General features: G+C 64.7%; 7 protein-coding genes. All 7 read left to right on the top strand.

The window, feature by feature from the left end; translation table 11 throughout:
- Nucleotides 1-296 (top strand): glycosyltransferase family 2 protein (locus tag STARVERO_RS21585; RefSeq protein WP_422802166.1); only part of this gene is annotated, 296 nt, incomplete at its 5' end.
- Between the two features lie 62 nt (nt 297-358).
- Nucleotides 359-1,816 (top strand): UbiA family prenyltransferase, encoded by a 1,458-nt coding sequence (locus STARVERO_RS21580; protein WP_144341845.1) that lies wholly within the window; start codon nt 359-361, stop codon nt 1,814-1,816.
- Entirely contained in the window at nt 1,813-3,144 is a 1,332-nt protein-coding gene (locus STARVERO_RS21575) for an FAD-binding oxidoreductase (RefSeq protein WP_159601481.1), read from the top strand. The genes STARVERO_RS21580 and STARVERO_RS21575 overlap by 4 nt, the downstream gene beginning before the upstream one ends.
- A 16-nt stretch (nt 3,145-3,160) precedes the next feature.
- Nucleotides 3,161-3,910, top strand: coding sequence for an SDR family NAD(P)-dependent oxidoreductase (locus tag STARVERO_RS21570; RefSeq protein ID WP_159601479.1), 750 nt, complete (start codon nt 3,161-3,163; stop codon nt 3,908-3,910).
- Nucleotides 3,907-4,842, top strand: a complete 936-nt coding sequence (locus STARVERO_RS21565) for an NAD-dependent epimerase/dehydratase family protein (protein ID WP_159601477.1) — start codon at nt 3,907-3,909, stop codon at nt 4,840-4,842. The genes STARVERO_RS21570 and STARVERO_RS21565 overlap by 4 nt, the downstream gene beginning before the upstream one ends.
- Before the next feature lie 13 nt (nt 4,843-4,855).
- Nucleotides 4,856-6,157, top strand: a complete 1,302-nt coding sequence (locus STARVERO_RS21560) for an NAD(P)/FAD-dependent oxidoreductase (protein ID WP_244616866.1) — start codon at nt 4,856-4,858, stop codon at nt 6,155-6,157.
- A complete protein-coding gene (locus STARVERO_RS23875; protein ID WP_159601475.1) occupies nt 6,154-6,573 on the top strand; it encodes a GtrA family protein in 420 nt (139 codons plus the stop codon). Before STARVERO_RS21560 ends, STARVERO_RS23875 begins: the two co-directional genes overlap by 4 nt.
- The last annotated feature ends 12 nt before the right edge of the window (nt 6,574-6,585 follow it).

Genomic DNA, 6,585 nt, shown 5'->3' with positions numbered 1-6,585 from the left:
GCCTGCGCGTACGGGAGGCCGGCTACCGTGTCGTCTGGACCCCCTTCGCCGAGCTCCATCATTACGAATCGGTATCGCGCGGCCCCGACAGCGCCCCCGACAAGGTCGAGCGCTTCAACGGCGAGGCCCGCTACATGCGCCGGCGGTGGGGCGAACTTCTCGTCAACGACCCCTTCCACAACCCCAACTTCACCAATTATACCGCTGAACTCAGACTGGCCTTTCCGCCGAGGCGCTTGAGGCCCTGGGCAATGAACACGCCCGAGGAAAAGGTCGTCCGGGTTGAGAGTCGTTAGCGATATGACCCCCGCGCGCGGAAGGCTGTCAGTCTTCGGAGCGGTATTTTAGGGAGAGGCGGATGAGCACCGTCGCGGCAAGCACCGTTGCTTCGCGCAGGGTGATCGTGGTCGACCTCGACCACACGCTGATCAAGTCCGACTCCCTGCACGAGCAGCTGGCGCGTTTCGTTTTCCGCAAGCCCAAGCTCCTGCCGCAGCTCGCCTTGGCCCTTTTCCAAGGAAAGGCGGCCTTCAAGGCGTTCTGTGCCGACCATATCGTGCTCGATCCGGAGAACCTGCACACCTGTGCGGACATTCTCGGCTTTCTCCATGACGAGGCGGAGCGCGGCAGCCATATCGTGCTCTGCACGGCGGCCGACCGGCGCATCGCGCAAAGCGTCGCCGATCACCTCGGCATCTTCGACGAGGTGATCGCCACCCATGACGGCATCAATCTGAAGGGCGACGCGAAAGCGCGGCTTCTTGCCCAGCGCTTCCCGGACGGTTTCATCTATGCCGGCGACCATGCAGCGGACCTGTCCGTCTGGGCGCTGGCCGACGGCATCGTCCTCGCCGGCGCGAGCGCGCAGGTCGCACGCCGGGCGCGCAAGCTCGGCAAGCCGGTCATCGCCGAGTTCCGCCCGCACGCGGAGCGGCCGAGCCCGCTGCGCACATGGCCGCGTGCCCTGCGCGTGCATCACTGGTCGAAGAACGTGCTGATGTTCGTACCCCTGATCCTGGGGCACGACTGGGGGAATGTCGGACTCATCCTCCAGACGCTGGCCGGCTTCTGCCTCCTGCTGCTGATGACGTCGTCAAGCTATCTCATCAACGATCTCGCCGATCTCGACGCCGACCGGCGGCACCCGACCAAGCGCTTTCGCCCCATCGCCAGCGGAGCGATTCCGTTGATGCACGCGATGGTCGTTCCCATCGTGCTCATTCCGCTGGTTCTGCTTGCGGCAACCCTGCTGAGCCCGGCCTTCGCGGCAACGCTCGTGGCCTATCTCGCCATCACGCTCGCCTATTCCTTCGGGCTGAAGCGGATTCCGCTGCTCGACACCTTCATCATTGCGGCGCTTTTCACGCTGCGGCTGGTCATGGGGATCGCGCTGCTCGGCGTCTCCGCGCCGATCTGGCTGCTGACCTTCTCGATGTTCTTCTTCTTCTCCCTCGCCACGGCCAAGCGGCATACGGAGATCGTGCAGGCCCGCCAGTTCAAGGGCGGCGTGCTCAAGGCACGTGGCTACGAAGTCGACGACTGGCCGCTTACACTTGCCTTCGGTATCGGCGCCGGCCTCGGCTCGCTCATCATCCTCGTGCTGTACATGGTCGAGGAGGCGTTCCGCATCGTCGGCTACAGCCGGCCCCAATATCTCTGGGCCATCGCGCTGATGGTGGCGATCTGGCTCGGCCGCATCTGGCTGCTGACCCATCGCGGCAAGATGCTCGACGACCCCGTCAGCTTCGCCCTGCGCGACTGGCCGAGCCGCGGCCTCGCCGTCTTCGTCGCCCTTTTCTTCCTGATCGCGCTGTGACCGGCTTCGTCGACACCGACCAGCTGGTCTCGTGGGGGCGCGTGCTCCGCGCACGGCACGATCTTGCGCGGCCGGCCTTTCTCGACGAGCTGCCCGCTCTGCTTCACACCGGTGCCGCCTCGACAGGCAAGGTGCTGGCGGGCGGCCTGCGGCGGTCCTATGGCGACAGCTGCCTGAACGCGGACGGCGCCCTCATCGACGTCTCCGCGCTCGACCGGTTCATCGCTTTCGATCCGGCCACGCGCCTCCTGACGGCGGAAGCCGGCGTCTCGCTCGCACAGGTCCTCGCTTTCGCCATTCCGCGAGGCCTCTTCCTGCCGGTGACTCCCGGAACCAAGTTCGTGACGCTGGGCGGGGCCGTGGCCAACGACGTCCACGGCAAGAACCATCATGGCGCCGGCACCTTCGGACGATGGGTCCGCGCGCTCACTCTCCTGCGTTCGGACGGCTCGAACCGCGAGCTGACGCCGGAGGATGAAAGCGGCCTTTTCGCCGCGACGATCGGCGGTCTCGGCCTTACCGGCGTCATCGCCACGGTGACGGTCGAGTTGCAGCCGATCTCGAGCTCGCACATGGTGACCGAAACCATCCCCTTTGCCAATCTCGGCGAGTTCTTCCGCCTCGCGCGGGACAGCGATGCCGCGCATGCCTATTCCGTCGCCTGGATCGACTGTCTCGCCAGCGGCGGCGATCTCGGCCGTGGCCTGTTGACCCTCGCCGACCACGCGGCGGAGGGACCTCTCGAGGTAGCCGGCCGCCAGGGGCCGTCCATCCCGTTCGACTTTCCGGAAATCGCCCTCAACCGCTACTCGATCGCCGCCTTCAACCGGCTTTACCATTATGCTGGAGCGGCCAAGGCGGGTCGCCGCGTCGTCTCCTACGATCCCTATTTCTATCCGCTCGACGCCATCCGGAACTGGAACCGGCTCTATGGGCGCCGGGGCATGTACCAGTACCAGAGCGTGGTGCCTCCCGAGGCCGCTCCGGAGGCGACACGCGAGATGCTGCGGACGATCGCCCGCGCCGGAACGGGCTCCTTCCTCGCGGTGTTGAAGACCTTCGGCGCTGTCGCCTCGCCCGGCCTCCTGTCCTTTCCGCGGGAAGGCACGACGCTCGCCCTTGATTTTCCGAACCGTGGGCCTGAAACACTCGCCCTATTGTCGCGACTGGACGCCATCGTCCGCGAGGCGAAGGGACGTCTCTATCCGGCCAAGGACGGACGCCTTCCGCCGGATCTGTTCCATGCCGGCTATCCGGCAGCGGAGCGGTTCGCGCAACATGTCGATCCCGGCATCTCGTCTTCCTTCTGGCGACGGATGCAGAGCTGAACGGATAGAAGCGGATATGTCCCACTCCCCCCTCCGTGTGCTCATTCTGGGAGCCACCTCCGGCATCGCCGAAGCCACGGCCCGGCTGTACGCGGCCGAAGGCGCGCGGCTCGTGCTGGCCGGGCGCAACGCGGCACGGCTGCAGGCGATCGCCGCCGATCTCCGGCTGCGCGGCGCCTCCGCCGTCGATATCGCGCAGATTGATTTCGTCCGCGACGACGCCCGGCAGGCCTGGCTGGGCCTTCTTGCCACGCACGGCGCGTTCGATCATGTGCTCATCGCCTATGGCGTGCTGGGCGACCAGCCGACCGCCGAACAGGATTCGGCTGCGGCCGAGAGCATCATGGCGGCGAACTTCACCTCGCCGGCCCAGTGGTCTCTCGCCGTGGCGGAAGATTTCGAGCGGCGCGGCAGCGGCTCGCTGGTCGTCCTCGGCTCGGTGGCCGGCGATCGCGGACGCCGGGCCAATTATGTCTATGGCGCCGCCAAGGCCGGCATCGCCGCGCTGATCGAGGGCATCGCCCATCGTTTCGCCGGCAAGGGGCCGCGGGCGGTCGTCGTCAAGCCCGGCCCGACCGACACCCCGATGACCGCCGGCATGAAAAAGGGCGGCCCGCTCTGGGCGACGGCCGAGCAGGTCGCCGTGGTCGTCCGCCGTGCGGCGGACAAGGGCGGCCCTGTCCAGTATGCGTCCGCCCGCTGGCGCCTCGTCATGCTGATCGTCAGACTGATCCCGTCCGCCATCTTCAACAAGATGAACCTATGACCGCCCGAAAGATCGTCGTCACCGGGGCCGCCGGCCTCGTCGGCCAGAACCTCGTCGCCCGCCTGAAAGGCCGCCCGGACATCGAACTCGTCGGCATCGACAAGCACGCGGCCAATGTCGCGCTGTTCCGGAAGGTGCATCCGGATGTCACCATCATCGAGGCCGACGTCTCGCAACCCGGCCCGTGGACCGACAGCCTCGCGGGTGCGGATGCCGTGGTGATCAATCAGGCGCAGATCGGCGGCCTGGTCGAAGACGAGTTCACGGCCAACAACGTGCGCGCCACGGAAGTGATCCTCGACGCCATGCGCCGGCACGGCATCGGCTATTTCGTCGGCATCTCCTCGTCGGTGGTGAATTCGCTCGCGGATGACTTCTACACCCGCTCCAAGACCGCGCAGGAGCAGCTCTTCGTCGAAAGCGGCATTCCCCATGTCGTGCTGCGTCCCACACTCATGTTCGGGTGGTTCGACCGCAAGCATCTGGGCTGGCTGCGCCGCTTCATGGACCGCACGCCGGTCTTCCCCATTCCGGGCGACGGGAATTATCCGCGCCAACCGCTCTATGTCGGCGACTTCGTCTCGGTGATCGCCGCCAGCCTCGACACGCGCGCCACCGGCGTCCACGACATTTCGGGCCACGACAAGATCGCCTATGGCGAGCTGATCGCGACGATCCATGACATCGTGAAGCCCCGCGCCCGGCTGGTGCACATCCCCTACCATGTGTTCTGGGGGCTGCTCTGGCTCTATGCACGCTTCAACGCCAAGCCGCCCTTCACGACCAGCCAGCTCGAGGCACTGGTCATTCCGGAAGTGTTTCCCGTCGTTGACTGGCCGGGCACCTTCGGCGTGCCCCGCACGCCGCTCCGGCAGGCGCCGGACGAAACCTTCCTCGACCCGGCCTATGGCCGGATCGTTCTCGAATTCTAGAAGGAAGCGCCGCATGGCAGGCCAGGGAGAGACCGGCAAGATGCGCGTCGTGGTGATCGGTGCCGGCGCCATGGGGCTCGCAGCCGCGTGGCAGGCCGCTCGGCTCGGCCACAGCGTTGACCTCGTCGAGGCCGACAGCCAGGCCGGCGGCATGGCCGCGCATTTCGACTTCTCCGGCCTGTCGATCGAGCGCTTCTACCATTTCGTCTGCAAGTCGGACGCGCCGACATTCGAGCTGATGCGGGAGCTCGGCATCGGCGACAGGATGCGCTGGCGCGACACCTCGATGGCGTATCGCATCGGCGGCAGCCTGCATAAATGGGGCGATCCGATCTCCCTGCTGACCTTTCCCCACCTCGGGCTGATCGACAAGTTCCGCACGGGCCTGCAAATGTTCCTCGCCACGCGGGCGCGGAACTTCCGCAAGATCGAGCCTCTCACCTCCCGCCAGTGGATCGAGGCCGGCTCGGGCAAGACCGTCTACAACAAGCTCTGGAAGCGGCTGCAGGAGCTGAAGTTCTATGAATATGCCGACCACGTCTCCGCCTCCTGGATCGCCACCCGGGTGCGCCGCATCGGCACGTCGCGCAAGAACATCTTCCGGGAACAGCTCGGCTATATCGACGGCGGCTCGCAGACGCTGGTCGACGCGCTCGTGGACGGATTCGCGGCGGCCGGCGGGCGGCTCCATCTCGGCACGCCGGCGCAGGAGGTGCTGGTGACGGACGGACGTGTGACCGGCGTCCGGGCCGGCGGGCGCGAATTTCCTGCCGACGCCGTGATCTGCACCGTACCGACCCCGCTGATCAGCCGGCTGGTCCCCGCCCTCCCCGATGCAGACAAGGCCCGCTACGACGCGATCAATAACATCGGCGTGGTCTGCCTGCTGTTCAAGCTGAAGAAGTCGGTGACGCCGCATTTCTGGGTGAACATCGTGGAGCCGGACATCGAGATCCCCGGCATCATCGAGTTCTCCAACCTGCGCCCCACGCCGCAGACGGTCGTCTACGTGCCTTACTACATGCCGGTGACGCAGCCGAAATGGGCGTGGGATGACGACGCCTTCATCCGCGAGGCGTTCGGCTACATCAGGAAGATCAACCCGGCGATCACCGACGACGACCTGCTGGACGCCAAGGTCGGCCGCCTGCGTCATGCGCAGCCGGTGTGCGAGCCGAACTTCTACGACAAGATCCCGCCGGTCCGCACGGCAATCGCCGGCCTTCAGATCGCGGATACCTGCTACTACTATCCCGAGGATCGCGGGATCGCCGAAAGCGTGCGCCTTGGACGGCGAATGGCGAAGCAGCTATGATGGCATCAGCCCCATTATTGACTCGAATCATTAGCTCACGTTTCTTCCGTTTTCTTACCGCCAGCGGCATATCTGTCATTGTCAACGTCACAAGTCGGATCGCCATTGCACCCTACGTTGGCTACCTTACATCGATCATTGTATCCTATATAATAGGCATACTCACTGCTTGGACCCTCAATAGAATTTTTGTATTTAAAAGATCAAAAGGCTACGCCGCAGCCGAACTATCACGATTTATTTTAGTAAATATCGTCGGCCTAGCCCAGGTTAGTGCAATTTCAGTTTTATTAGCGAGACATATATTTCCATCTCTCGCGATTCAGTTTCACAACGAAACAACAGCCCATATAATCGGCCTATTCACCCTATCCTTCACAAGTTATATTTTGCATAAAAATTTCACTTTTAGGTAGAAGCTATATTCA

The sequence above is a fragment of the Starkeya nomas genome, from assembly GCF_902703545.1.
GTDB lineage: Bacteria > Pseudomonadota > Alphaproteobacteria > Rhizobiales > Xanthobacteraceae > Ancylobacter > Ancylobacter moscoviensis.
The sequence above is the reverse complement of the archived record's forward strand: the minus strand, read 5'-3'. Positions and strand labels throughout refer to the sequence as shown.

Coding starts and splice junctions, on each gene's coding strand:
- STARVERO_RS21580 (WP_144341845.1), top strand. CDS start 359: ATGAGCACCGTCGCGGCAAGCACCGTTGCTTCGCGCAGGGTGATCGTG.
- STARVERO_RS21570 (WP_159601479.1), top strand. CDS start 3,161: ATGTCCCACTCCCCCCTCCGTGTGCTCATTCTGGGAGCCACCTCCGGC.
- STARVERO_RS21565 (WP_159601477.1), top strand. CDS start 3,907: ATGACCGCCCGAAAGATCGTCGTCACCGGGGCCGCCGGCCTCGTCGGC.
- STARVERO_RS21560 (WP_244616866.1), top strand. CDS start 4,856: ATGGCAGGCCAGGGAGAGACCGGCAAGATGCGCGTCGTGGTGATCGGT.
- STARVERO_RS23875 (WP_159601475.1), top strand. CDS start 6,154: ATGATGGCATCAGCCCCATTATTGACTCGAATCATTAGCTCACGTTTC.